Source organism: Streptomyces sp. MP131-18 (assembly GCF_001984575.1).
In the GTDB taxonomy this organism is placed as follows: domain Bacteria; phylum Actinomycetota; class Actinomycetes; order Streptomycetales; family Streptomycetaceae; genus Streptomyces; species Streptomyces johnsoniae.
On the sequence record NZ_LZNS01000001.1, the window covers coordinates 6,622,630 to 6,646,507 of the forward strand.

The 23,878-nt window shown below is 71.9% G+C and carries 25 protein-coding genes and 1 pseudogene; 15 read left to right on the forward strand and 11 right to left on the reverse strand.

The window, feature by feature from the left end:
* The first annotated feature begins 3 nt into the window (after positions 1-3).
* From sufC to STBA_RS29560, 4 genes are read left to right on the forward strand one after another with little or no spacing between them, the layout of a single operon-like run.
* Positions 4-765 carry a Fe-S cluster assembly ATPase SufC gene (gene sufC / locus STBA_RS29545; RefSeq protein WP_077062111.1) on the forward strand — a complete coding sequence of 254 codons (762 nt, stop codon included), beginning with the start codon at positions 4-6 and terminating at the stop codon, positions 763-765.
* Positions 762-2,033 carry a cysteine desulfurase gene (locus STBA_RS29550; RefSeq protein ID WP_077062112.1) on the forward strand — a complete coding sequence of 424 codons (1,272 nt, stop codon included), beginning with the start codon at positions 762-764 and terminating at the stop codon, positions 2,031-2,033. Before sufC ends, STBA_RS29550 begins: the two co-directional genes overlap by 4 nt.
* A gap of 15 nt (positions 2,034-2,048) precedes the next feature.
* Complete coding sequence (sufU, locus tag STBA_RS29555; RefSeq protein WP_077062113.1) at positions 2,049-2,513, forward strand: Fe-S cluster assembly sulfur transfer protein SufU; 465 nt, start codon at positions 2,049-2,051, stop codon at positions 2,511-2,513.
* Positions 2,510-2,845, forward strand: coding sequence for a metal-sulfur cluster assembly factor (locus STBA_RS29560; RefSeq protein WP_077062114.1), 336 nt, complete (start codon positions 2,510-2,512; stop codon positions 2,843-2,845). The genes sufU and STBA_RS29560 overlap by 4 nt, the downstream gene beginning before the upstream one ends.
* A 120-nt stretch (positions 2,846-2,965) precedes the next feature.
* Here the strand turns inward: STBA_RS29560 and STBA_RS29565 are convergent, their stop codons facing one another.
* Positions 2,966-3,202 (reverse strand): hypothetical protein, encoded by a 237-nt coding sequence (locus STBA_RS29565; RefSeq protein WP_077062115.1) that lies wholly within the window; start codon positions 3,200-3,202, stop codon positions 2,966-2,968.
* A gap of 141 nt (positions 3,203-3,343) precedes the next feature.
* On the opposite strand from STBA_RS29565, the gene STBA_RS29570 reads away from it, so the two are divergent.
* From STBA_RS29570 to STBA_RS29585, 4 genes are read left to right on the forward strand one after another with little or no spacing between them, the layout of a single operon-like run.
* Positions 3,344-3,667 (forward strand): multidrug efflux SMR transporter, encoded by a 324-nt coding sequence (locus tag STBA_RS29570; RefSeq protein ID WP_077062116.1) that lies wholly within the window; start codon positions 3,344-3,346, stop codon positions 3,665-3,667.
* Positions 3,667-4,239 carry a TetR family transcriptional regulator gene (locus tag STBA_RS29575; protein ID WP_077062117.1) on the forward strand — a complete coding sequence of 191 codons (573 nt, stop codon included), beginning with the start codon at positions 3,667-3,669 and terminating at the stop codon, positions 4,237-4,239. Before STBA_RS29570 ends, STBA_RS29575 begins: the two co-directional genes overlap by 1 nt.
* A 10-nt stretch (positions 4,240-4,249) precedes the next feature.
* Complete coding sequence (gene dapD / locus STBA_RS29580; protein WP_077062118.1) at positions 4,250-5,236, forward strand: 2,3,4,5-tetrahydropyridine-2,6-dicarboxylate N-succinyltransferase; 987 nt, start codon at positions 4,250-4,252, stop codon at positions 5,234-5,236.
* Positions 5,237-5,278: 42 nt separating this feature from the next.
* Positions 5,279-6,034: an EI24 domain-containing protein gene (locus tag STBA_RS29585; RefSeq protein WP_077062119.1), complete on the forward strand. Its 756-nt coding sequence runs from the start codon at positions 5,279-5,281 to the stop codon at positions 6,032-6,034.
* An 18-nt stretch (positions 6,035-6,052) separates the two neighbouring features.
* Here STBA_RS29585 and STBA_RS29590 read toward each other — a convergent pair whose 3' ends face one another.
* The 6 genes from STBA_RS29590 to STBA_RS29615 all read right to left on the reverse strand — a co-directional run bounded on the left by STBA_RS29590 (position 6,053) and on the right by STBA_RS29615 (position 13,398).
* Positions 6,053-7,585 carry a serine/threonine-protein kinase gene (locus STBA_RS29590; RefSeq protein WP_077062120.1) on the reverse strand — a complete coding sequence of 511 codons (1,533 nt, stop codon included), beginning with the start codon at positions 7,583-7,585 and terminating at the stop codon, positions 6,053-6,055.
* Between the two features lie 68 nt (positions 7,586-7,653).
* On the reverse strand, positions 7,654-8,592 hold the full coding sequence (gene dapA, locus STBA_RS29595) for a 4-hydroxy-tetrahydrodipicolinate synthase (RefSeq protein ID WP_077062121.1): 939 nt from the start codon (positions 8,590-8,592) through the stop codon (positions 7,654-7,656).
* Between the two features lie 41 nt (positions 8,593-8,633).
* The gene (locus tag STBA_RS29600; RefSeq protein ID WP_253195087.1) at positions 8,634-9,836 is read right to left on the reverse strand and encodes an ABC transporter substrate-binding protein; all 1,203 of its coding nucleotides are present in this window, start codon (positions 9,834-9,836) and stop codon (positions 8,634-8,636) included.
* Positions 9,837-9,896: 60 nt separating this feature from the next.
* The gene (locus STBA_RS29605; RefSeq protein WP_253195089.1) at positions 9,897-10,241 is read right to left on the reverse strand and encodes a hypothetical protein; all 345 of its coding nucleotides are present in this window, start codon (positions 10,239-10,241) and stop codon (positions 9,897-9,899) included.
* Positions 10,242-10,461: 220 nt separating this feature from the next.
* Entirely contained in the window at positions 10,462-12,231 is a 1,770-nt protein-coding gene (locus STBA_RS29610; RefSeq protein ID WP_253195297.1) for an endonuclease/exonuclease/phosphatase family protein, read from the reverse strand.
* Positions 12,232-12,387: 156 nt separating this feature from the next.
* A complete protein-coding gene (locus tag STBA_RS29615) occupies positions 12,388-13,398 on the reverse strand; it encodes a TetR/AcrR family transcriptional regulator (RefSeq protein WP_077062124.1) in 1,011 nt (336 codons plus the stop codon).
* A 255-nt stretch (positions 13,399-13,653) separates the two neighbouring features.
* On the opposite strand from STBA_RS29615, the gene STBA_RS29620 reads away from it, so the two are divergent.
* The 4 genes from STBA_RS29620 to STBA_RS29635 all read left to right on the forward strand — a co-directional run bounded on the left by STBA_RS29620 (position 13,654) and on the right by STBA_RS29635 (position 17,787).
* Entirely contained in the window at positions 13,654-14,847 is a 1,194-nt protein-coding gene (locus STBA_RS29620) for a cytochrome P450 (RefSeq protein WP_077062125.1), read from the forward strand.
* A gap of 15 nt (positions 14,848-14,862) precedes the next feature.
* Entirely contained in the window at positions 14,863-15,072 is a 210-nt protein-coding gene (locus STBA_RS29625; RefSeq protein WP_077062126.1) for a ferredoxin, read from the forward strand.
* Positions 15,073-15,249: 177 nt separating this feature from the next.
* Positions 15,250-16,758: a hypothetical protein gene (locus STBA_RS29630; RefSeq protein WP_077063697.1), complete on the forward strand. Its 1,509-nt coding sequence runs from the start codon at positions 15,250-15,252 to the stop codon at positions 16,756-16,758.
* Between the two features lie 108 nt (positions 16,759-16,866).
* The gene (locus STBA_RS29635; protein WP_077062127.1) at positions 16,867-17,787 is read left to right on the forward strand and encodes a transglutaminase domain-containing protein; all 921 of its coding nucleotides are present in this window, start codon (positions 16,867-16,869) and stop codon (positions 17,785-17,787) included.
* Between the two features lie 322 nt (positions 17,788-18,109).
* Here the strand turns inward: STBA_RS29635 and STBA_RS29640 are convergent, their stop codons facing one another.
* Together STBA_RS29640 and STBA_RS29645 are read right to left on the reverse strand one after the other, a co-directional pair.
* Positions 18,110-18,301 (reverse strand): DUF397 domain-containing protein, encoded by a 192-nt coding sequence (locus STBA_RS29640; protein WP_077062128.1) that lies wholly within the window; start codon positions 18,299-18,301, stop codon positions 18,110-18,112.
* Positions 18,298-19,182, reverse strand: coding sequence for a helix-turn-helix transcriptional regulator (locus STBA_RS29645; RefSeq protein WP_077062129.1), 885 nt, complete (start codon positions 19,180-19,182; stop codon positions 18,298-18,300). Before STBA_RS29645 ends, STBA_RS29640 begins: the two co-directional genes overlap by 4 nt.
* A gap of 193 nt (positions 19,183-19,375) precedes the next feature.
* Between STBA_RS29645 and STBA_RS29650 the strand changes: the two genes are divergently transcribed.
* The 3 genes and pseudogenes from STBA_RS29650 (at position 19,376) to STBA_RS29660 (ending at position 20,740) form a co-directional block, all read left to right on the forward strand.
* Positions 19,376-19,987, forward strand: coding sequence for an ATP-binding protein (locus STBA_RS29650; protein WP_077062130.1), 612 nt, complete (start codon positions 19,376-19,378; stop codon positions 19,985-19,987).
* Between the two features lie 135 nt (positions 19,988-20,122).
* A pseudogene (locus STBA_RS29655) lies at positions 20,123-20,366 on the forward strand (type II toxin-antitoxin system Phd/YefM family antitoxin).
* A complete protein-coding gene (locus STBA_RS29660; RefSeq protein WP_077063698.1) occupies positions 20,366-20,740 on the forward strand; it encodes a type II toxin-antitoxin system VapC family toxin in 375 nt (124 codons plus the stop codon). The pseudogene STBA_RS29655 and the gene STBA_RS29660 overlap by 1 nt, the downstream one beginning before the upstream one ends.
* A gap of 57 nt (positions 20,741-20,797) precedes the next feature.
* Here the strand turns inward: STBA_RS29660 and STBA_RS29665 are convergent, their stop codons facing one another.
* The gene (locus tag STBA_RS29665) at positions 20,798-23,026 is read right to left on the reverse strand and encodes a hypothetical protein (protein ID WP_077062131.1); all 2,229 of its coding nucleotides are present in this window, start codon (positions 23,024-23,026) and stop codon (positions 20,798-20,800) included.
* 202 nt (positions 23,027-23,228) lie between these two features.
* Positions 23,229-23,777 carry a hypothetical protein gene (locus STBA_RS29670; RefSeq protein WP_077062132.1) on the reverse strand — a complete coding sequence of 183 codons (549 nt, stop codon included), beginning with the start codon at positions 23,775-23,777 and terminating at the stop codon, positions 23,229-23,231.
* Positions 23,778-23,878 lie beyond the last annotated feature (101 nt).

Genomic DNA, 23,878 nt, shown 5'->3' on the forward strand with positions numbered 1-23,878 from the left:
CCCATGGCAACGCTTGAGATTCACGACCTGCACGTCTCCGTCGACGGCGAAGGCGGTCCGAAAGAGATCCTGCGCGGGGTCGACCTGACCGTGAAGCAGGGCGAGACGCACGCCATCATGGGCCCCAACGGCTCCGGCAAGTCCACCCTGGCCTACTCGCTGGCCGGCCACCCCAAGTACACGATCACCGGCGGCACCGTGACCCTGGACGGCGAGGACGTGCTCGACATGTCCGTCGACGAGCGGGCCAGGGCCGGCGTCTTCCTCGCGATGCAGTACCCCGTCGAGGTGCCCGGCGTCTCCGTGTCCAACTTCCTGCGCACCTCCGCCACCGCCATCCGCGGTGAGGCCCCGCGGCTGCGGACCTGGGTGAAGGAGGTCAAGGAGACCATGCAGCGCCTGGAGATGGACCCGTCCTTCGCCGAGCGCAACGTGAACGAGGGCTTCTCCGGCGGTGAGAAGAAGCGGCACGAGATCCTCCAGCTGGAGCTGCTGAAGCCGAAGATCGCGATTCTCGACGAGACCGACTCCGGCCTGGACATCGACGCGCTGCGCATCGTGTCCGAGGGCGTCAACCGGGTCCGCGACAGCGGCGAGGTCGGCACCCTGCTGATCACGCACTACACGCGCATCCTGCGCTACATCAAGCCCGACCACGTGCACGTGTTCGCCGGCGGCCGGATCGTGGAATCCGGCGGCCCCGAGCTGGCGGACAAGCTTGAGGCCGAGGGCTACGAGCAGTACACCAAGGGAGGCGTCTCATGACGCAGGCGAACGCGGCGCTGCCGGCGGGGCTCCTGGACACCGAGACAATCCGCAAGGATTTCCCGCTGCTCGACCGCACCGTCCACGACGGCAAGCAGCTGGTCTACCTGGACAACGCGGCCAGCTCGCAGAAGCCGCGCCAGGTGCTGGACGCCATGAACGACTACTACGAGCGCCACCACGCCAACGTGCACCGCGGTGTGCACGTGCTGGCCGAGGAGGCCACCGCGCTGTACGAGGGCGCCAGGGACAAGGTCGCCGCGTTCATCAACGCGCCGAGCCGCGACGAGGTCGTGTTCACCAAGAACGCCTCGGAGTCGCTCAATCTCGTCGCCAACATGCTGGGCTGGGCCGACGAGCCGTACCGGGTGGACGCCGGCACGGACATCGTCATCACGGAGATGGAGCACCACTCCAACATCGTGCCCTGGCAGTTCCTGGCCCAGCGCACGGGCGCGACGCTGAAGTGGTTCGGTCTCACCGACGACGGCAGGCTCGACCTGTCGAACATCGACGAGGTCATCACGGAGCGGACGAAGGTCGTCTCCTTCGTGCTGGTCTCCAATGTGCTCGGCACGGTCAACCCGTACGAGGAGATCGTCCGCCGCGCGCAGCAGGTCGGGGCGCTGGTCGTGATCGACGCCTCGCAGGCCGCGCCGCACATGCCGCTGGACGTGCAGGCCCTCCAGGCCGACTTCGTGGCCTTCACCGGCCACAAGATGTGCGGCCCGACCGGCATCGGCGTGCTCTGGGGCCGGCAGGAGCTGCTGGAGGACCTGCCGCCGTTCCTCGGGGGCGGCGAGATGATCGAGACGGTCACGATGAGCGCGTCGACGTACGCGCCGGCGCCGCACAAGTTCGAGGCGGGGACGCCGCCGATCGCGCAGGCCGTCGGCCTCGGCGCGGCCGTGGACTACCTCGCCGGCATCGGGATGGAGCGGATCGCCGCACACGAGCACGCGATCACGCGGTACGCGCTCGACCGGCTGTCCACGGTGCCCGACCTGCGCATCATCGGCCCGGTGTCGGGGGAGGACCGCGGGGCGACGATTTCGTTCACGCTGGCGGACATCCACCCCCACGACGTGGGGCAGGTGCTCGACGAGCAGGGCATCGCCGTGCGTGTCGGTCACCACTGCGCCCGCCCGGTCTGCCTGCGCTACGGAATTCCCGCGACCACGCGGGCGTCGTTCTATCTGTACTCCACGCCGGCGGAGGTCGACGCCCTCGTCGCGGGTCTCGAGTACGTCCGTGGCTTCTTCGGATGAGGACGGGTTGACGACGTGCAGCTGCAATCGATGTACCAGGACGTGATTCTGGATCACTACAAGCACCCGCACGGCCGCGGGCTGCGCGACGGCGATGCCGAAGTGCACCACGTGAACCCGACGTGCGGGGACGAGATCACGCTGCGGGTCCGGTACGAGGGCGACGTGGTCGCCGACGTCTCCTACGACGGACAGGGCTGCTCGATCAGCCAGGCCAGCGCCTCCGTGCTGAACGAGCTGCTGGTGGGGAAGGAGCTGGCGGCGGCGAGGGACATCCAGGAGACGTTCCTCACGCTGATGCAGTCCCGCGGCCAGGTCGTTCCGGACGACGCGATGGAGGAGGTGCTCGAGGACGCGGTGGCGTTCGCCGGCGTCTCCAAGTACCCGGCGCGCGTCAAGTGCGCCCTGCTGAGCTGGATGGCATGGAAGGACGCCACCGCCCAGGCCCTGGGCGAGAGCGCCGCGAAGGAGAAGCTGTGACTGAGGAGACGACGACCACCGCACCGGCGGGCGAGGAAGAGATCCGCGAGGCGATGATGGACGTCGTCGACCCCGAGCTGGGGATCGACGTCGTCAACCTCGGCCTGATCTACGGCGTTCACGTGGACGAGGACAATATCGCGACCGTCGACATGACGCTCACCTCGGCCGCCTGCCCGCTGACGGACGTGATCGAGGACCAGGCGAAGACGGCCACGGAGGGCCTGGTCAACGAGCTGAAGATCAACTGGGTCTGGATGCCGCCGTGGGGTCCGGACAAGATCACCGACGACGGCCGCGAGCAGTTGCGGGCCCTCGGTTTCAACGTCTGAGCGACGGCCCGCGCGGCCGCGTTCCCCTGATCGTTCACGTGCCGCGGGCACGGGCCGTACGGGCCCGTGCCCGCGGCACGTCGTGCGCCGCGGGCCGCCGCGGGCCGCCGCGCCCGGTGCCTACGCCCGGTCGACGAGCTGGGGGTGGCCCTGGGTTCTGGCGCAGTGTGCGCAGCAGTAGAAGTGCCCGTCCTGCGTCTCCAGGCCGTGGCCCAGGATGCGGCACTGGCAGTTCTCGCAGACCGGCGCCATGCGCTGGGCCGCGCACTCCAAGCTGTCGAAGACGTGCACCTCACCCGCGGCGCGCACTTCGAAGGCCATTCGGTAGTCGTTGCCGCAGACCTCGCACTCGGCCATGGCTGTCTCTCCTTCGGCAGGAACGGCGAATTCGCCGCAAGGATGGCCGGAAGCCGCAGGAAGCCGCCGGAGGCGGCAGCGGACGCGCAGGAGCAGTCACTCCACCGAGGGAGCGGAAAGGCGATGTGTACGATCGTACGCATGGCCTATCTGACGCTGGCCGCCGCGATCGTGGCGGAGATCTTCGGAACGATGATGCTGCGCGCGAGCGACGGCTTCTCGAAGCTGTGGCCGAGCCTCGGCTCCCTCGGCTGTTACGCCGTCGCCTTCGCGCTGCTGGCGCAGACCCTGAAGTCGATGGAGGTCGGCGTGGCCTACGCCATCTGGTCCGGCGCCGGCACGGCCGTCGTCGCGGTCATCGGTGCGCTGTTCCTGGGCGAGGGCGCCTCCCCGGCCAAGGTGTGCGGCGTCGGCCTCGTCATCGGCGGAGTCGTCCTGCTCAACCTCGGCGGGGCGGCCCACTGATGCCCCGCCGTTATGACCCGGACCGCCGCGAGCGCATCGTGGCCGCAGCCGTGACCGTCGTCGGGGAGCGCGGTATCGCCGGGCTCAGCCACCGGGCGGTGGCCGCCGCCGCCGATGTGCCGCTCGGTTCGACCACCTACCACTTCGCGGACCGCGAGGAGCTGCTGACCGCCGCCCTGCAACGCATCAACGACGCGTGGCTCGACCGGTTCGAGGGCTGGCTGGCCGCCGTGGACCCCGCCGCGCGGCCCGCCGAGGAGCTGGCCCGTTACGTCGCAGACTGCCTCGGGCCGCAGCGCCCGGCCACCGAGCTGGCGTACGAGCTGTACTTCGCGGGCCTGCGCCTGCCCGCCGTCCGGCCGCTCGCCGCGGGCTGCCTGGAGCGGATGGCCGACCTGCTGCGCCCCTACGTCGCCGACGACACGACCGCCCGCACGCTGATCGCGGCCGCCGACGGGCTGATCATCCAGCTGCTGCTGACCGGGCGGGAGTGCGACGCGGGGCAGGCCGCGGCCATGTTCGCGCGGCTGCTGCCGGGGACCGGTTCGCCCCCGGACGTTCCCACCGGTTAGCGTCTGATCCATGACCGACACCACCGCCACCGCCACCGGCGCCGTCGCCGCCGGGCTCGCCACGATCACCGCAGAAGGCACCGTCCTCGACACCTGGTACCCAGCGCCCGTGCTGACCGCCGACGCCGGTGCATGCGGCACCGAACGGCTGGGCGCGGGGCGGGCCGTGGAGCTGCTCGGCGAGGACGTCACCGGCGCGACCGGCCGGGACGCCGGGCGCGGCGTCGAGGTGGTGGCGGTGCGCACGGTCATCTCCGACCTCGCGGCCAAGCCGGTCGACGCGCACGACGTCTACCTGCGCCTCCACCTCCTCAGCCACCGGCTGGTGCGCCCGCACGGCCTCAGTCTGGAGGGCATCTTCGGCCTGCTCGCCAATGTGGCCTGGACCAACGCGGGGCCGGTGCCCGTGGAGCGCGTCGAGCAGGCCAGGCTCGCGGTCCGCGCCGCGGGCGGGCACCTCGCGGTCACCAGTGTCGACAAGTTTCCCCGCATGACGGACTACGTCACGCCGCCCGGCGTCCGCATCGGCGACGCCGACCGCGTCCGGCTCGGTGCCCACCTGGCCACCGGCACCACGGTCATGCACGAAGGCTTCGTCAACTTCAACGCCGGGACGCTCGGCGTCTCGATGGTCGAGGGCCGCATCAGCGCGGGCGTCGTGGTCGGGGACGGCTCCGACGTCGGCGGCGGCGCCTCCATCATGGGCACGCTCTCCGGCGGCGGCAAGGAGATCATCGCCCTCGGCCAGCGCTGCCTCCTCGGCGCGCAGGCGGGCATCGGTATCTCCCTCGGAGACGACTGCGTCGTCGAGGCGGGCCTCTACGTCACGGCCGGCACCCGCGTGAGCCTCCCCGACGGCTCGGTGGTCAAGGCGCGCGAGCTGTCCGGCGCGCACAACCTTCTCTTCCGCCGCAACTCCACCACGGGCGTCGTCGAGGCCTTGCAGCGCACCGGCACCTGGGGCGGCCTCAACGAGGCGCTGCACCGGCACAACTGACCGGTGCGAGGCGGCGTTCCCCGAGCCGCTAGCCTGGCCGCCGTGAGAGATTTCGCGGCGGGCATCCGGTACGTGGTGCGGGGTCAGGCATGGGTGTTCACCCACCGGCGGTGGCTCGCGTGGGGTCTGATCCCCGCCCTGATCACCCTGGTCGTCTACGCGGCGGCCCTGGTCGTACTCGCCCTGTACACCGGGGACCTGGCCTCCTGGGCCACCCCGTTCGCCGACGACTGGGGCGACACCTGGCGGACGGTGCTGCGCACCACGTTCGCCTTCCTGCTGTTCGCCTTCGGCCTGCTGCTCGCCGTCCTCACGTTCACAGCCGTGACGCTGCTGGTGGGGGACCCGTTCTACGAGTCGCTTTCCGAACATGTCGAGCGCGGCGAGGGCAACGTGCCGACCGGGCCCGAGCGTTCGCTGCCGGTGGAGTTGTGGATCTCCCTGCGCGACAGCGTGCGGGTGCTGCTGCGGGTCCTGGCGTTCACCGTGCCGCTGTTCGTGCTGGGTTTCGTCCCGGTCCTCGGGCAGACGGTCGTGCCGGCCTTCGGCTTCTGCGTCTCCGGCTTCTTCCTCGCCGTCGAGCTGACGTCGGTGGCCATGGAACGGCGCGGCATCCCGCTGCGGCAGCGGATGCGGCTGCTGCGCGGGCGGCTCGGCGTGGCCGTCGGGTTCGGCCTGCCGCTCATCCTGCTCTTCCTCGTGCCGCTGGCCGCCGTCGTGCTGATGCCGGGCGCGGTCGCCGGAGCGACCCTCCTGGTCAGGGACCTGGCCGGGGGCGCCCCGCCCCCGCGCGATTGACCCGCGCGAAAGACCGGGTCAGCCGAGCGCGTCGCGCCACACGGTGGCGTCCACGGTGAGGTAGTCGCTCGGCTCGTCCGCGGCGGAACGGCCGGTCACCGTCACCAGGGCCAGGTGACCGGCGCCGGTGCGCACGCAGACCTGCGTGCCGGAAGCGACCGTTCCGGCGTCGATCTGCCGCGTGAACCGCGTCTCCGCGGCGCATGTCGCGAACGAGCCCTCCTGGTCCTCGCCGAGCAGCACCAGGCTGTTGCCCTGCCCGGTCCGCAGCTGCGCCGGGTCGCTGTTGGTGAAGTAACGGAAGTCGATCTCCGCCGCGGTGTCGGCGTCGGACAGCGAGGGCGCGGGCGGGTCGTCGCCGAAGAACAGGTGATGATTGCCCGGCAGGTCGATGCCGGTGTACTCGGCCGGCTCCGGCTCCCCATCCGGCTGCGCGGGCCCGCCGTCCGGGCTACGCTCCGGCGCCTCGCCGCCCGCGTCCCCCGTCCGGTCCCCGCCGTCCGCGCCGCCGTCCCACAGGACCGCGGCGGTGACGCCGGTGGCCAGCAGCGCCCCGGCCGCCGCCGCGGCGGCCACGAGCACGCCGCGCCGCGGACCGCCCCGCCCGCCGAGCCCGTCCGTACCGCGCGTTGCCGTCGGTGGTGCGGGCGGCGTCGCGTGCGCCGTCAGCTCCGCGGCCACGCGCGCGGGCAGCCACTGGCCGGGCGCGGGCGGCGCGCCGTGCGGCGCGACCCGGCAGGCGGCCATCACGGCGCTCACGGTGGGCCGGGCATCCGGGTCCTTCGTCAGGCAGTGGGCGATCAGATTCCGCAACGGCTCGGGCAGCCCGGACAGATCGGGGTGCTCGTGCACGATCCGGTAGAGCACCGCGTGCGAGGTGCCCTCGCCGAACGCGGGCGCGCCGGTGAGCGCGTACGCGGCGAGCTGGCCCAGCGCGAAGACGTCGGTGGCCGGCCCGGTCCGCCCGCCCGCGGCCTGCTCGGGGGCCATGAACGACGGGGTGCCGACCACCAGTCCACTGCTGGTCAGCGAGGTCGCGTCGATCGCGTGCGCGATGCCGAAGTCGATGACGCGCGGGCCGTCCGCGGCGAGCAGCACGTTCGACGGCTTGAGGTCGCGGTGCACCAGGCGGGCGTCGTGGATGGCCTGGAGGGCCTCGGCGATCCCCGCGAGCAGCGGCAGCACCGTGGGCACCGGCAGCGGGCCGTGCCGCCCCACGGCCTCGGCCAGCGACGGCCCCGGGATGTAGGCGGTGGCCAGCCAGGGGCGCGTCCCCTCGGTGTCGCTGTCGAGGACCGGCGCCGTGTACAGCCCCTGCACCCGCTGCGCGGCCTGTACTTCGCGCCGGAAGCGGCGCCGGAACTCGGGGTCCGCGCCGAACTCCTCGCGGATCACCTTGACGGCCAGCGCCCGCCCGCCGGGCGTGTGCGACAGGTACACCCGCCCCATGCCGCCCGCCCCGAGCCGTGCGGCGAGCCGGTAACCGCCCACCGTCCGCGGGTCGTCCGGTTCGAGCGGCTCGAAGACCCCGGTCGGCGAAGTACCGTTCATGACTGCGTTCCCCCGAGCCCAGACGTCGCATGTGCCGCTGCACCGGGGCCGGATCGCCCGCCGCCCCGTCAGCCTGGGCCGACACTATAGGAACGCAGCGCGTCCTTGAGCGCGTCGGCGAGCCGCGCGGTCAGCGGCTCGCCGGCCGGCAGCAGCGGGCCGCGGACCGGGCCGCCGGGCAGCCCGGCGACGCGGAACAGCGCCTTGACCGCGACCGTGCCCGGCACTTCGTGCATCAGCGCGTCCACCAGCGGCAGCAGCGCACGGTGCCTGCGGGCCGCGCCCTCGGTGTCGCCCGCGGCGAACGCGTCGAGCACGCCGCGCACCTGCGGCCCTGCGACGTTGGCCAGCGTGCTGACGCAGCCGGCGGCGCCGAGGGCGAGCAGCGGCAGGTTCAGCTCCTCGCTGCCCGCGTAGTAGGCCAGGTCGGTGGCGCCCATCACCAGCCCCGCCTTCAGCAGGTCGAACGAGCAGTCCTTGACCGCCACGATCCGCGGGTGCTCCGCGAGGGCCCGCAGGGAATCCGCCGTCAGTGCCGTTCCCGTGCCCGTCCTGGCCGGGATGTCGTAGAGCATCACCGGGAGTTCGGCGGCGTCCGCCACGTTGCGCAGATGCTGGACGGACGCCTCCTGGGTGGGGCGCGAATAGTACGGCGTCACGACCAGCAGGCCGTCCGCGCCCGCGGCCTGCGCCGCGCGGGCCAGAGCGGCGGAGTGCCGGGTGTCGGCCGTGCCGACCCCGGCCACCACGGTGGCGCGGTCGCCGACGGCCTGCGCGACGGCCCGGACCAGCGCGGTCTTCTCCGCGTCCGTCGTGGTGGGTGACTCGCCCGTGGTGCCGTTGAGGACCAGGGCGTCACAGCCGCCCCGGTCCACCAGATGCGTGGCCAGCCGCCTGGCGCCGTCGAGGTCGAGCGCGCCGCCGTCCTCGGTGAACGGAGTGATCATGGCCGCGGCGCAGCGGCCGAAGGGCCCGGCAGGCGCGGGCGTCGTCGTGGATTCGTGCATGCCACGCAGTCTGGAACCCCGGCGCCCGCCGGTCCACTCTGTTACCGCGACTGCGGCGCTCGCTCCCCTCGGAGAGGTTCACCGGGCGCGGTGGAGTTGGCGACCACGGCCAGCCGGGGACCGCGGGGACCGGGCTGCCACTGCCCGCCCGCCAGGGGCAGCAGGGCGATGTTCGGGGTGGGGCCGGCGGCCCAGTCCAGGACCCCGGCGATGGTCGGCACTCGGCTGCCTGCGACAGCGTCGGCCACGGCCGCACGGTCGGTGGGATCGGCCGCGGTGGACAGCGCGTGCGCGGCGACTTCGACGAGGGCGTGGGCCAGCCCGAGCGGCTGGAGCCAGGGCCCGCCGGTCTCCTCCTCGTAGGCGCGGGCGAGGTCGGCGCACGTCGTGCCGTCGAAGCCGGAACGGTGGGGATGGTCCGGGCTCCAGTAGACCAGCGTGGCCACACGCGCATCGGCGAGCTCCTCGTGGACCTGCCGGGACACGGAGGTCTGCGTATAGGGGTACGTCAGCCAGCGCGAGCAGGTGAGGAGCCGCGGTCGCAGACCGGACTGGCGGGCTTCCCGGAGGAACAGCGCCAGGTCCTCGGCGGTGGCGGCGCTGGTGATGAGTTCGGTGCCGTGTGCGAGCAGCGTGTCCAGGTGCGGGCGGAAACCGGCCGCGGGTTCGCGGTAGGCGCCCGGGTCGACCAGGGAGTGGCCGCGGGCGGCGGCCGCGGACGCGAAGTCGCGGCGCAGCAGGTGACCCTGGAGGTCGTCGTTCCACAGGCAGCCGACCGTGCCGCCGCCCGCGCTTTCCCACAACTCGGCGAACACCGCGGCGATGTCGTCCAGGCCCCACGCGAAGTGATAGGTCCACCGGAACGGGGGCCGGCCCTCCGCGCCGCGCGCGTGGACGTACGCCTGCCAGGGGAACGTCGTCGACACGCAGGGCACGCCCAGTGCCTCGCAGGTCTCGGTGACGGCGGGCAGCACGTGCGTGCCCGCCATAGTGAGCACGATCTGCGCCCGTTCCTCGACGGCGAGTTGCCGGACGGCCAGGCGGGCCGCCGCCGGGTCGGAGCGGCTGTCGCGGACCGCGATACGCACGCGGCGGCGCCCCCCGCCGTGGAGCCGTGCCAGCCGGGGCGCCAGCGCGCGCAGTACGAACGACAGGGGAGTCCCGAGGGGGGCCAACCGACCCGTCAGCGGTACCACCGCACCGATGCACAGTGATGTCGGCGGCGTCTTCTCCCGGTGCATCATCCGCTTCCTTCCTTGTCTTTCCCTGTCGTTCCTTGTCGTGCTTGCGGGGCGCGGTCGCCGTCAGCGGTCGACGGTGACGCAGGTGGTCCTGCTCAGCACGGAAACCGTCTCGTTGCCGCAGTTGTTGCTGTGTCCCGAGGCATTGCGGGCGAAAAGCAGGTTGGAGAGGATGCCCCCGCTGGGGCCGGCGGCGTCACCGGTCGGTCCGCCGCTGCCGTAGGTGAAGCAAGTGCGTTCCTTGAGGATCGACAGCTTTCCGGTGCCGCACAGATTGGCGTGGCCGGACGAGTTCCGTCCTGAAAGGTTCGACAGCAGGCCGCCGGAACCTGCGTCGGCATCGGCGGCCTGGGCTGCGGCCAGGCCGAGCGGGCCGCCGACCACCACGGACACGATCCCGGTCACCATGGCGAAGCGCCGTGCAATACGCATGTCTTCTCAGTCCTTTCACTCGTGCGGGATGCGATCAGCACATCCCCGCCAGTAAGAACGACGCACCAGGCGAAAAGACGACAAAGCTCACCGGTAGGACATGGATGTGACCCGGCGGCACCACACGACACGACACGACCCGCGCCGTGCGGCACGGGTCGTGGGTCGTGGGTCGCGTGTCGTGGGGCGCGTCCGTTCAGGGCCGGAAGCGCAGCACCTGCGGGTCGTGGTCGCTGGCCTGGTCGGCGAACTCCGCGTTGATGTGCACGATGTCGTAGTCGTATCGGCGGATCGCGGGCGAGACGAGCGTCTGGTCGAGCACCTGCGAGTTGCCCTGGAAGACGTACGTGTAGCGCTCCCTCGGCGGCAGCGAGGTGACCGCGCTCTCCAGCGCGCCGCCCGCGGTCAGGGCACGGGTGGTGGGCGAGAACTCGAAGTCGTTGATGTCGCCGAGGACGACCACCTGCGCGTTCCGCTGCACCCGCAGAAGCTCCCGGACGAACGCGTTCACCTCCCGCGCCTGGGCCACGCGCTGCTCCTCGGACACGCGCGCGGGCGGCTGGCTGCGTGCGTACAGCGGCTGGTCGCCGCCCTTCGAGGCGAAGTGGTTGGCGACGACGACGACCGTTTCGCCGCGGAAGGTGAACTCGCCCGCCAGCGGCTTGCGGCTGTCCTGCCACGCCTCGCTCCCGGGGGCGACGCGGCCGGGGGAGAGGCTGAGGGCGGCCCGGCCGTCGCGGCGGACCGCCTCGGTCCCGGTGGTGGCGTCCCCGCCGGGCCGGTCGGTGAACGACACGCGCGCGGGGTCGAAGAGGAAGACGTTGCGGATGTTGCCGCCCGGCTGGCCGCCGTCGTGACCGTCCGCCGGGTCGATGCCGCGCCACTCGTACCGCGGACCGCCCGCGGCGACGATGGCGTCCGTGAAGCGCCGCAGGGTCTCTCCAGCGGTGACCGTGCCGTCGTCCGTGGGTCCGCTGTCGTCCTGGATCTCCTCGAGCGCGAGGATGTCGGGCGAGGCGAGCGAGGTCACCACCCCTTCGGCGAGCCGGTCGAACTTCTCCTGCTCGTCGCCCGGGTGCAGGTTCTCCACGTTGTACGCGGCAACGGCCAGCTCGTCGGCCCGCTGGGGGCGCGTGGTCTCCGGCACCAGGCCGCCGCCGGCGATCTCCCCCAGCTCGCGGGCGGCCAGCGTGTAGCCGCCGAACTCGTCGTAGTCCAGCGGCCCCGTGCTCGGCCCGGCCAGCACGTCGCCGACGTTCGCGGCCGGGAAGGGCTGTTCGGCGACCGGTACGAGCGACTCCACCTTCAGGCGGCCCGGGTTGGGCGCGTGGTAGGAGGCGTAGCGGGTGCCGCCGCCGGCCGTGCGGTTGCGGTGCGGTTCGAGGGTCACCCACAGCTCGTGGTAAGCGGTGCTCGGCCCGACGACGGCCGCGTCCGCGATCGATACGTTCATGCCTTCGAGGGATTCGTAGCGGTCGAGGGCGTACGTGCCGGGGCGCAGCCGCAGGTGCTCGATGCCGCCGCCCGCGGCCGGGTCGCCCCCGGGGGCGTAGCGGCGCGGGAGGGAACGGGCGTCCAGTTCGACAGGCGCGGGCAGTTCGTTGCCCGACGAGCGCACGGTCACCCGCGGCTGCGTCAGCTGCGTGACCGACTGGCCGCCGGACTCCTCACCGCCGTAGTAGTACTCGCCGACCCGGCCGGAGACCAGCACCTCGTCGCCCACGGCGACCTCGGGTGCCGAGCCGGTGAAGACGAAGATGCCCTCGCTGGTGGCGGCGGACCGGTCGGGCCGCGGGTCCTGTATCCAGAAGCCGCGCGAGCCGTAGGTGCGCACGCCCGTGACGATCCCCGGTATGTCCGTCACCTCGTCTCCGGCGTACGGGGAGAGGCGGGTGCTGCCCTGGAGGTCGTGGATACGCAGCCCGCCCGCCTCGTCCGCGGCGGCGGGTGCGGGCTGGGAGAGCAGCGTTCCGCAGAGCCCGGCGACGAGGAGGGCGCCGAGCGCGGCCGTTCGGCGCGTCCTGGCGGGGGAGGCGGCGGTGTGTGCAGCGGTCAAGGGACCCTCCGGGGTCGGTAGGACATGCTCTACGCGCGTCAAAGTCCCGCAGGGCGCCGGGCGCTGTCAACGGCCGCGGGCCGTCGGGTCCGCGACGTTCCGGTGAACGGCCGGGCCGCCGCCACCGGCGCGCGGCTCCTGTGCCGCGGGCCGGGCGGCGCCCTCGTGCGCCGTGCCCGCCGTGCCCCCTGAGTGGTCCGTGTGTTCCGGAAGTCCGTCGAGGAACAGGGCGACACCGTCCAGGATGCGGGCCAGGCCGAACTCGAAGAGCGCGTCGAGGTCCGCGGCGGCCTCGGCGTCCCGCGCCGTGGACGCGAGCCGCGGATACGGAGTGTCCCGGTCGGGCATCAGCACCGCCGGAGCGGTGACGGTGCGCCAGTGCGCCAGCGACGGGCCCGCCCGGCGCGCCGCCTCGATCTCGCTGACCCGCAGCAGGCCGAGGCCCTGCACCTGGCCGAGCACGCTCTGCGTGAGCCGGTGGACCGTCAACGCGTCGACGCCCGTGCCGTCGAGGGCCGCCATCGCGCGCTCGGCCCCGGCGAGGACGCTCGGCGCGAGCGGCGGGCGCACGGTCGCCAGCACCCGGAGCGTCCAGGGGTGAGCGGTGTACAGCGCCCATTCGGCGCGTGCCACGTGCTCCAGCGCGGCCCGCCAGCCGCCAGGTCCCGGCGGCGCGGCGGCGCCGCTGTCGGCGTAGACCTGTCCGACCATCAACTCGATCAGCTCGTCCTTGCCGGTCACGTAGTGGTAGAGGGCCATCGCCCCGGCCCCGAGGCTGTCCGCCACCCGCCGCATCGACAGCGCGTCCAGCCCCTCGGAGTCGGCGATGCGTACGGCGGCCCGCACGATGGCGGGCACGGACAGCGTCCCCGAGGATCTGCCCGGGCCGGCGGCCGGCCGGCCCGTCCGCGGTGGTGCCGCCGCGGTCGGCTGCCCGCGGCGCGCGGGCGGCGCGTTCTGCGGCTCGGCCTTCCTGGCCCGGTAGGCGCGGGCCTGGCAGGCGCGGGAGCAGTACCGGGGCGCACGTCCCCGGGACAGGCGCGTGAACTCGCGCGCGCACTGTGCGCAGATCGGCATGGCCGGCCCTTCATTTCGTCACGGACCAAAGATGCTGCGGCGTCACCGTACCACGCGTGAGGTGTGACGAAATGGCGGCTTCGCTCGTGTGGAAACGAGGGTGCGGCTAGCCAGTCCAGCCGGATATCTGGCCTATTTGTGTGCGCAGCGGCCGGGTAGGGGCCGGAGGCTGCGGGCGGGTGGTGGCTGTCGGGGCCGTGATGTCTTATGGTGTACGAGTCTTCCCGCAGCCCGTTCCGGAAGAGGAATCACGCGATGACCGAAGCCCCCTCTCGGCGGCCCGCACCGCTGCCCACCGAGCGCGCGACGCCGCTCGACCCGCCCACCGGCCTGGCCCCGCTGCGCGAGCACCAGCCGGTCAGCCCGCTCGCCCACCCCGACGGCACCGCCGGCTGGCTGGTGACCTCGAACGCCCTGGTCCGCGAGGTGCTGGCCGACCCCAGGTTCAGCTCCCGCAGCGAGCTCATCCACTCCCCGATGCGCACCGACCCGCCGACCCCGGCGCCCCGCGGCGTATTCATCGGCATGGACGCCCCGGAGCACCCCCGGTACCGGAAGCTGCTGACCGGACAGTTCACCGTGCGCCGCATCCGGCAACTGACCGACCGCATCGAGCAGATCGTCGAGCAGGCCCTGGACGCCACCGAGGCCGCGGGGCAGCCCGCCGACCTGATACAGACCTTCGCGCTGCCCGTACCGTCCCTGCTCATCTGCGAACTGCTCGGCGTGCCCTACGAGTCCCACGAGGACTTCGAGCGCTGGACCAACGTCATGTCCAGCGCCGGCAGCGCCCTGGCGGACGCGCAGGCCGCCGAGGCGGCGCTGACCGCGTTCCTGGCGGGCATCGTGGCCGACAAGCGCGCCCGGCCGACGGACGACGTGCTCAGCGGCGTGATCCACGAGGGCAGCCTCGACGACGAGGAAGCCCTCGGTATCGCCCTGATGCTCCTGGTCGCCGGGCACGAGACCACCTCGGGCATGCTCGGTCTCGGCACCCTCGCCCTGCTCACCCACCCCGGCCAGCTGGCGCTGCTGCGCGAGGACCCGGCGCTGATCGACGGCGCCGTGGAGGAACTGCTGCGCTACGTGACCATCGCCCAGTTCGACGTCGGGGTCCGCGCCGCGCTCGAAGATGTGGAACTCGGCGGCCGGCTGATCAGGGCCGGCGATTCCGTCAGCGTCTCCTTCATCGCCGCCAACCGCGACCCGGACGTCTTCGACGATCCCGACACCCTCGACATCACGCGACCGCCCGGCCGGCACGTGGCCTTCGGGCACGGCGCGCACGCCTGCCTCGGACAGCAACTGGCGCGCATGGAACTGCGCATCGCCTTCCCCGCCCTGCTGCGCCGGTTCCCCGGACTGCGGCTCGCCGTGCCCTTGGCGGAAATCCCTATCCGTTCCGAGATGCCCGTCTACGGCGCCTACCGGCTGCCCGTCGCCTGGTAGGGAGGGGCCACCACCATGACCCGGCTCCGTGTGGAGACCGACCCCGTTCTGTGCGCGGGCAGCGGCATGTGCGCGCTGCTCGCCCCCGAAGTCTTCGACCAGGACGAGAAGGAGGGGACCGTCGTCCTGATCGACGATCGCCCGGCCGAGGAGCGCAGGGCCGCCGTGCTGGCCGCCGCCGAACGCTGCCCGGCCGGTGCCATCCGCGTTGCCGGCGCGGACTGAACAATGCCTCCTCCCGCCGCCGTCGGCCAGGTGCCGAAGCGGCGGGCGGACCGGCCGAGTTGCCCACGGCCGGGCGGCTGCCGTCGCGCATGGGGGGCTCGGCTGATCTAGGCTGGTGACCAGCCCAGCTCGCCGCTTTGAGGAGCGTTCGTGAACCCCGGTGACGACCGTCCCACCATGCCGCCCGTGCGGCTGCCCGCCGAGGTGGAGCTGGCCCGTGCGGCGCTGGCCTCGCCGCTGCTCGCCCGGGCCGTCCGGCTCGCGCAGTGGGCCGCGCCCGGCACGCACGTCGGCGCGGGCGGCGAGCTGCCCGCGGCCGAACTGCGGTCCGCCGTCGCGCACCTCGGCCTCGACGCCGTGGAGGGCGGCGAGGAGTTCGCCGCCGACGCCTGGCATTTCGCCGTCGACACCGGCCTGATCGAGATCGCCGAGGCCCCGGCGGACGACGGGTCCGAGGCGATGGGCACCGCGTCGCCCGGCGAGGACCTCGACCTGATGTCGGAGGACGACCCCGGCGGGGTCCTCGACCTGTGGTCCGCGGGTGTGGACGCGGTGCTCGCCGACGCCGCGACCCCGACCTTCGAGGAGCTGATCGGCGGACTCGGCGGACTCGGCGGCGTGTTCGGCGCCGACGGTGAGATCGACCCGGGCGCCATCGACGTGGACGCGCTGGAGTTCGATCAGGAGGAGGCGGCCGGTCACCTCGATGCCGCGCTGGGCAGCCTCTACCTGTTTGCGGTCACGGACGAGGCCGGGCAGGCCGCGTCGATGGTGCCGTTGCCGATGGTCGCCGCCGCCTCGATCGTTCCCGAGGACATGGACGAGCTGTCCCCCGAGGCGCTGGACGAGCTGTCGGCCGCCGTGCTGAAGCTGGACGGGCAGTTCGGCGCGCTGGCGGGGACCGGGCTGCTGGAGTACCAGCCGGTCGACGACTCCGTGCTCGAGGAGGCGGAGGCCGGTTCCGATGCCGCGGTGCCGGAGCGTGACGAGCACGAGGAGGAGGACGAGGACGAGGAGGACCTGGCCCGCTACGGGCTCGCGCGTCTCACGCCCCTGGGTCTCTACGGCGTGCGCCGCCGGATGCTCGACGCCGGTCTTGATGCCCCCCTCATCGGCGAGCTGGCGGTGCGCGACGCGGCGACGCTGCTCGCCGTACTGCCGTACCGGCCGGAGGCCGCGGCCCGCGAGGAGGCGGAGCTGTGGCTCGCCGGGCGCACCCCGCGGGACGCGGCGCGCGACCTGCTGGCGGCGGCCCGCGGCGGCGATCCGGGCGGCCCGGGGCGCCGCCTCGGCTGCCAGCTGGTGCTCTCCTTCCTCGACGAGCGGGCCGAGCCCGCGCTCCGTGAGGTGCTGGACGACGGTGAGCTGGGCGGCCTGGCCCGCGTCTGGCTGGCCGAACGGGGGGCGGCCGATGTGCCGCCGCCGGGCGAGGCACTGGTCTTCTGGCTGACCATCGACACGCTGGCCGCCCAGCTCGCGACGGTCGCCGTCGAGGACGACGCGGCGGAGCTGCGGGAGCTGGTGTCCGATCTCGCCGGCCGGCACAGCGAGTTCTTCGAGCGGGCCTGGCGCACCGACCATCCCGCGACGGCGGACGTGCTGGAGGCGGTGGGCCGGCTGCACCCCGACAAGCGGCTGGCCAAGCAGGCGAGGAAGGCGGCGTTCAAGTCGAGGTCACTGCGCTGAGGACCGCCGCCGGGCGGCGGATATGTGGACAGGTGTCCGCGGAATTTGGCACGGTGTGAGCACCGGCCCATTTTCGAACGTGCGGCCGATAGCTGCCTGGGGTCCGCCATGCCAACCGACCGTCTCGCGCCCGAAGCCGCCGCCTTCTACCGTGCGCACAGCACTTTCTCCGACCCGGGAGCGCTCGGCGCGCACTACGTGGGCCTGCCCGCGGACCCCGAGCGCCTGGCCGGTGTCGCGCGGGGCTTGGCGATCCACCGGACCGAGGGCGGCATCTACTCCTACGACATCCCCGCCGACCGCCTCCACGACGACGCGGAGACGCGGTACATCGACGACATCCTGCGCATCGTCACCGGGCGGAACGACGCGCCGCTGACCCTGCAACGCGAGCCCGAGGACCGTTTCGTCGGCGTCTGCCGCGACTTCTCGCTGCTGCACTGCTCGTTCCTGCGCCACGCGGGCGTTCCGGCGCGGCTGCGTGTCGGCTTCGCCGACTACTTCCACGACGACGGTTTCCACGTGGACCACGTGGTCACCGAGTACTGGGACGAGGAACGCGGCTGGCTGCTCGCCGACGCACAGCTGACCGATCCGGTGGTCGGCGACGTGTTCAAGCCGGGCTTCGACCCGCTGGACGTGCCGCGCGACCGCTTCCTGGTCGCCGGTGCCGCCTGGCAGGCGATCCGCGCGGGGGAGGCCGACCCCGCGTCGTTCGGCTTCGCGCCCGGCAGCCCGCTGGCGGGGGAGTGGTTCGTCGGGGGGTATGTCCGGCTTGACCTGGCCGCGCTCAACAAGTCGGAAACGTTGCTGTGGGACGTCTGGGGCGCGGGTGCGGACAGCGATGCCGCCGTGACGGACGAGATCCGCGCACTCTACGACGAGGTCGCGGCCCTGACCGCGGGCCCCGACGTCCCCTTCGACGCGGCGCGCACCCTGTTCACCGGCCACGACGGCCTGCGTACCCCGCACACGGTGCGGTCCCTCGCCCCGTTCAACGGCCCACGGGAGGTCACACTGCGGGGGTAGGGCGACGGCGCCCCGCGGGGCATAGCGGCGCCCATCCCGGGTCCGGGTGAACGACTGGCCGCTCTGCTGCCGAGATCGCGCTGCGCGACCTCGGGCTCGGGCTGCCCGATCAGCCGGCACCGTATCGGGCCGCGGGAGAGCCGCCGCGCCGGTCGAGTGGCGGCCGCCTGTGGCCTTGGGCAGCCTATGAGGTGGTAATGCGGGAAGCGGAGCACGCGGAAGCGTTCGAGGAGTGGGACGCGAGCGATGATGGTCGACTCCGGACCGTCCCGCGGTAGCGAAGCGCCCAGCCGCGCCCGGCTGTCGTCCGGGGCGTCAGCCGTCAGCGCAGTGAGGCGACGAACGCACCCCACGCACCCGTGCCGAATACGACGACGGGCCCCTCGGGCTGCTTGCTGTCCCGGACAGGTATGCAGTTTCTCACCGGCGTCGCTACCTCGACGCATTCGTTGTTCCCACCGCTGTAGGTGCTTCGGCGCCATGCGCCGTGCGGTGACTGCGATGCGCGGCTCATACCTCGTACTCCTTTGCCCTGCGGTGGATGAGTGCCCGGGATGCCGTCGGCGACAGGGCCGACGTACGTGCCGCGTCGAACAGCTCATGGTAGCGACTGACTTGGGAAGGCTGCTCCAGCCACATCGAACCAGTCGGGTTGTCCGCGAGCACGACATCGAGTGCTTCCACCTCTGGAAACCCGAGCAGCACATAGGGCCCGAACATGCTGGCGTGTGCGCCATAGGAGAACGGCAGCACCTGGACGGTGACGTTCGGCCTTTCCGCCGTCTCGATCAAGTGCCTCAACTGATCCCGCATGACCTCTGCCCCACCGACCTGTTGAAGCAGCACTGCTTCCGAAAGGACAGCCCAGAGACGCAGCGGTGGCTCACCAGTGAGACGTTGTTGCCGGGCGATCCGCACCTGCACGAACTGCTCGATCTCGTCGGCGGTCTGCCACTGCCGGGAGGCCACAGTCACAGCCCTGATGTACTCCGGGGTCTGGAGCAGGCCGGGTGCCAACTGCGCTTGGAAAGTCCGGATGGAGGATGCCACGGCTTCAAGAGCGATGTAGTCGCGGTAGGTGTCTGCGAGGACGGAACCGTACTGACTCCACCAGCCCTGTCTGCGGCGACGGTTGGCCTTCCGGGCCAGGGCGGCCAGCCGTTCGAGCGTCTCCGGTGCCGTCACGCCGTAGGCGCGCAGCATCGCCGTCAGGTCCGGGAGCCGCACTGCGACGCGCCCGTTCTCCATTCGGCTGATCTTGCCTTTCGTGCAGTCCAGAGCGACGGCGGCCTGGGCCGTGGTCAGCTTGGCCGACTCGCGGAAGCGTCGCAGCTCGTCTCCGAGTTGACGTCCCAGGACAGTGGACGGCGTGGGGCTGGTGTTCTTGGGGCGCATACCCACACCAGTAGCAGAGCCGGGCCCTTTCGCGGACGGTGGTTCACTCACAGGAGGGAAGTTTGCGCTCATCCTGATTGGCAACGTTGCAGGACGGCATGATCCGTGGGCAAGCTGCTCCTGCGGTTTCGACGCCACAGGGCAACCGCCCTTTGCGCCGAGGGCCGTCGAATGCCGACCGGCGGGAGCTGCAATGGCCGCACTGGAAGAAGTCAGCTTCAGGTTGTCCTCTGGCCACCGCAACGCGGGGCGAGCGCGCGCCCTGCTGCGCGCCTTACTCGCTGAGCCCGGGGTGGATCACGAGAGTGTCGACAATGCGGAGTTGGTGCTCGCCGAGTTGGTCACGAACGCGCTGCGCGCGGGCGACGCGCTCGGGAGCTGCGTCGAGATCCGGATCTCCCTCTCGGTGGAAGAGGGGATGCTGGTGCTCGAGGTGAGCGACACAGGCCCCGGGATGCCGGAGATCCGTGCTCCCGCGGAGGAGGACACCGGCGGACGCGGACTGCTTCTGGTGGAGGCCGTTGCCCATGCCTGGGGCTTCGAAGGCTTTCCCAACGGCACGGGCAAGCGGGTGTGGGCCGAGCTGAAAGTCCCCGGCCTCGCGCCGCCTGCGACGACGACCAACATCGCCGCTGCGGCCGTCAGCGCCGGACAACGTGTGCAGGTCCGGGGTGAGTGGTACACAATTCATACCGTTCGCGGCGAGCCCTATGCCACGGGTGGTCTCGCCGTCCTTCTCGGCCTGGAAGACGGCACCCTGCTCAGACTCCCCGCAACCGAGCCCCTCACCGTTCGAATCTCTTGACGAGAAGACGCCCCGCTCGGCGGCGAGCCGGAGCAGTGGCGCCTGGACTGGGGATGGCCCTGCACCGGGTCGCCCCAGCGCATCCGCTCACCGTTTGTGGGCCTGCCGAGGGGCGATGAGCAGAGAGGAGCAGGTATGGAAGCAGTTCGGCAGTACAACGTGCACGAAGCGAAGACGCATTTCTCCCGCGTTCTGGAGCAGGTGGCCGCCGACGAGGAGGTGGTGATCAGCAAGGCCGGCGAGCCCGTCGCCAAGCTGGTGCCCCTTGCGCCCCAAGGTGAGACGGACCGGCCGCGGCTCGCTGCCAGGGTCCTTCCATATCCCGGCTGACTTCGACGACCTGCCCGACGACATCGCCGACGCTTTCGGGGCGTGCTGATGCGCCTCCTGCTCGATACGCATGTCGTCCTGTGGTGGCCGTCCGACTCTCCCTTGCTGTCGGGAGAGGTGAAGGAATTGCTCGACACCGAGCCAGCCGTGTACGTCAGTACGGTGACTCCGTGGGAGATTGCCACCAAGCAGCGGCTGGGCAGGCTGGACGGGCCCGAGGACCTGGCCGAGCGGGTGCGCGACAGCCAGTTCACCGGCCTGCCCGTCACCGCCGGGCACGGGGTGCGGGCGGGTCGGCTTCCGGACCACCACCGAGACCCGTTCGACCGGGTCCTTGTCGCCCAGGCGCAGATCGAAGGGCTGACGCTCGTGACCCGCGACAAGCGAATCCCGCAGTACGACGTGCCGATCATGCCGGTCTGAGCCGGGACGCGGTCCCCACTGGTGGCCCGCCGCCCGATGGTGGGGCGCCATCGACCGTCAGTCGGTCAGCGGCTCTTCCGCCTCCTCGTCGTCATCCGTGGCGGCGTCCGGTGTGCTGCGGTGCACCATGATCGTGCCGGCGAGGCGGCGCACTTCGTCGATCAGCCTGTTCACCTCGTCGTCGGAGCCGAAGGGGTCCTGGGTGGTGGCCAGGGCCTCCGGGGTTTCGGCGAGGCCGAGCAACCGCTCGACGGCCTCTCGGGCCTCCCGTACCGCGGTGCGCAGCGCGCGCCGTTCGCCGGCGAGCCGGTCGCCTATCGGCCTTTCCGGCCCGGAAGTATCCGACTGCCGGGCTTCTTCCTTGGCCCTGAGCGCCATTTCCGGGTTGGATGCCTCGACAACGCGCCACGGGTCGAGCGGCTCCTCGGCGACCCCGCCCCGGTCCCGGAGTCTTTTGTCCGCAGCCGTGAGATCCACGGCCGGGACGGTGTACATCCGCGCGACCTTCCGGCCCATCAGCTGTGCCTTGGTGAAGGAGTTGAGGCACTCCCGGGCTGCGTCGAACGACTGGGCGGCGAAGGCCAGAATCCACAGTCCCTCTTCGGACTCGCTCAGCCCTGCGATCACCTTGTCCACGTTGGCGCGGAACGGCACGGTCCGGCCCACGGCCGAACCGACGTTTCGGGTGAGGAGTTTGTCCGCGATCAACGCCGTTCCGCCGGCGACCGCGAGCGTCTGCCGGGCGTCCTGATTTCCCCGCAGGGCGGGGCCGACCAGCTCCGTGAAGTCCCCGCACGGCATCGGCTCCCACTCGCCCAGCACCGCCTTGGTCAGCACCCCTCCGTTGGCCCAGGCGTTGCGGGCCTGCTTGAGCGAACCGGTCTTCGCTGGCCGCCAGGGCAGGTCCACGACCGGGCCGAGCAGCTCCGCGTAGCCGGAGTCCGACATTTTCTTCGTGCCCTTGATGGCCTTCGCGTACCGCTTCACCTGCTCGTACACGTCCGGCCTGGTCAGGAAGTGAACGAGCAGCACGGCCCGCCACAGTGGCGTGGGCGGGAAACCTTTGTCCTGGAAGATCTCCGGCAGGCCCTCGGGCTGCCGCCGGCCGAGGGCCAGGCCGGTGTAGCCGTCGATCAGATTGTCCGAGGGCAGGTCGGGCAGAACTACCCGGCTGATGGCGCGCGAGCCGACCTCCACGTTCTGCGCCGCGGGCTCCCAGGCACGGAACTCGACGTGCACGGAGGCGAGGATGGACCGCACGGCATCGTCGAACGCGTCCCGGGCCGCGAGTGCGGCCGAGCCGTGCCTGCGGAAACCGACCATGATCTGCGCCGGAACGACCAGGGTCTGCCTGAGCCGTACCGAGCGGTCGGCGGGCTGGACGGAGCCGAGCCCCTGGTGGAACTCGGCCTGAAGCCCGGAGAGCGCGTCCTGCCTGCCAAGGGCCATACGCTGACTGAGCGCCTTCTCGGCGGCACCACGGCGCTGCGGCTTTTCGGCGAGAAGAATGCCGACGGCGGTCTCGGCGATGTCGTCCGCGTGAGGTGGCTGGTCCTCGGTGAGGAGCGCCCAGGCACTGGTCAGGCGGGTGATGCCGTCGCGGACGAGCAGGACGTCGACGGGCTCCGTGCCGTCGGCGAAGGTGAGCCGCGCCGGATGGGCGATGACCGCCCGGGTGATGCGCCGGGCCAGGATGGAACGGTCGTACGGCTCCGGATTGGCATTCCGGGTGGCCACGATCGTTTCCTTGAGGTGGGCATGCAGGTGTGCACGGTCGCGATAGTGGTAGCGAACGGCTGCGCGCGGGTGGCCCGCCTCGTCGACCTCGCCGTATACCTCGGGATCGAACTTCGAAAAGTTGCCCTGGCCGGTGCGCGGCTGAAGCCCGGGGAACAGCTCGGTCAGCCACGCGCGGGTGTGCAGCGAGCGCAGCGTGGCGCCCTCGACATGCTCCTCGACGAGGGCCGAGGGCTCCCCTTTCTGGGCGCGCAACTGTGCCGCGGCGGCGTCCGGGGTGACGACGGCCCGTGCCACCGCGTGCCAGGCGTCCTCGTCCAGCGAGGTGCCTTCGGCAGTCAGACCGGCGCGGACGAGCTGGGCGCGCGCACCGGCCGAGGACATGCCCGGAAGCGAACGCTCGAAGCCGGAGACGGTGAACTGCTCGCCATCAAGGGTGAACGAGATCGTCTCCGGCCCGGCGGCTGCCGCGTTCCTCCCGTCCGTGATTTCGGTTTCTTTTCCGTGGTCGTCTGTTCCTGGCTCCTGGAATCCAGTGGGGATGCTCACGACGTTCCTTTCTTTCTCTGTTCTGCCTGGTATGGATCGATCCGGCACCTCACTGGCTCGGCGTCGGTTCCGTGGCTAGACTGGACAGCGCAGTCCGGGCCGCGCGAGGCGCGTGCCAGGTCTGCTTTCACGAAGCCTCGGCCCACGGGTCGGGGTTTCGTCATAGGTGAGGCCGGCTTCCCGCCGGGCTCACCGGCCGCGGTCAGCATCGTTCGGGTGCGGGGGCTTTGGGGAAATACCTGCTGTACCAGCCCCACAGAGCCCGGCGGCTCTCCTGCCGGGCGATGGCCTGGAATGCCGTGTGGGCGACGAGGTCCGCCATCTGGAGCCAGTCCGACACGTGGGCCGGGACTTGCACCGCCGGGCGCGGGACGCGGGCCGGGCGGACCTCCGTGTGCGCCTCCTCGTACATCGCGTCGGAGCCGTCCCCGTCGACGATCAGCGCGCCGTGCTCGCCGGATCGGTCGAGCAGCCTGTCGAGCGAGCGCAGCAGCCCTCGGTACGCGGCTCCCTTCGCTGCCCGCCAGCCCGCGGGATGCACGGTCCAGGCTGTCGTGATCGTGAGCGCCGATTGCGCGCCGAGCAGTTCGAGGGCGCTCTGGGCCATCCGATAGCGCTCGATCTTGAGCGGGTTGCGCCCGCCGGGGCGGCCACGTCCCGCCAGAAAGTCACGGGCGTGCAGCTCGAAGTCAACGGGGACGCCGTGTTCGGCGAACCATCTGCGGCGCTCCGCACGCCAGTCACCCAGCACGGTCGCGGAATCCGCGGCTGCGACGCCGACGGCGGTGAACAGAGCGAGGTTGCGTTTGGGGACGCCGGACTCGTCACAGTGGAAAGTGCGGTCGGCAGGAA